General features: G+C 74.6%; 1 protein-coding gene. It reads right to left on the bottom strand.

Translation table 11 applies throughout. The features are described from left to right. Positions 1-30: 30 nt before the first annotated feature. Entirely contained in the window at positions 31-993 is a 963-nt protein-coding gene (locus KCH_RS31370; protein ID WP_084224026.1) for an alpha-ketoacid dehydrogenase subunit beta, read from the bottom strand. Positions 994-1,116: the final 123 nt, after the last annotated feature.

Here is a 1,116-nt window from a genome sequence, read left to right on the forward strand (position 1 = left end):
GAGGCCGACCCCACGGGCGCCGACGGGGCGTCACTTCAGGACGGCGCGGATCGCGTCCCGGAGCTGCTCGCCGTCCGGCTGAAGCGCCCGATCCAGGCCCAGGGCGAACGGCAGCACCGCGCCGTCCGGACGGGTCACCCGGCGTGGCGGGGCGAGCAGCCGGCCCTCCTCGCAGGCGATCGCCAGCACCTCGGCGGCGAACCCCGCGAAGCGGTTGGAGTCGTCCAGCACCACCAGCCGCCCGGTGCGCGCCAGCGAGGCCAGCAGTGCCGCCCGGTCCAGCGGGTACAGGGTCCGCGGATCGAGCACCTCCACCGACACCTCGCCCGCCAACTCCTCGGCCACCACCAGCGCCTGGTGCACCAGATGGCCGACCGCGACCACCGTGACGTCCGTGCCCGCCCGGTGCGTGCGCGCGGCACCCAGCGGCACCGGCGACGGCGGCGCCGTCACGTCCTCCCGGACGCCCAGCGCGCCCGCCGGGGCGAACAGCACGCACGGATCGTCGTCCGCGATCGCCGAACTCAGCAGCCCGTACGCGTCGGTGGGCGTCGCCGGCACCAGCGTCTTGATGCCGACGTGCGCGAACAGGCCGTACGGATGGTCCGAGTGCTGGCCCGCCCAGCCGCTGCGGGAACCCGAGCCCGGCACCACCACGGTCAGCGGCACCCGCGCCTGACCACCCGTCATCAGCGAGAACTTGTGCGCCTGGTTGGCGAGTTGCTCGAAAACCAGGAACAGCAGCGACGGGATCTGCAACTCGATCACCGGGCGCATCCCGGCCAGCGCCGCCCCGATGCCCGCCGAGGTGAACGCCTGCTCCGACAGCGGCGTGTCCACCACCCGCTGCGCGCCGAAGCGTTGCTGCAGGCCCAGGGTCAGGCCGGCCAGGCCCGCGCCCACGTCCTCGCCGAACACGCACACCGCCGGGTCGGCCTCCAGCGCGTCCGCCAGCGCCCGGTTCATCGCCTTCGCGTACGACAGCAGGGTCACGGCATCGCTCCCGCCCGGGGCCGCAGCCCGCTCGCGTACAGGTGGTCGGCCGCCGACGCCGGATCCGGCTCCGCCGAACGGAGCGCGAACTCGGCAGCGGAGGCCAGCAGTTCGGACACCTCG

The organism is Kitasatospora cheerisanensis KCTC 2395 (assembly GCF_000696185.1).
GTDB classification, from domain to species: Bacteria; Actinomycetota; Actinomycetes; order Streptomycetales; family Streptomycetaceae; genus Kitasatospora; species Kitasatospora cheerisanensis.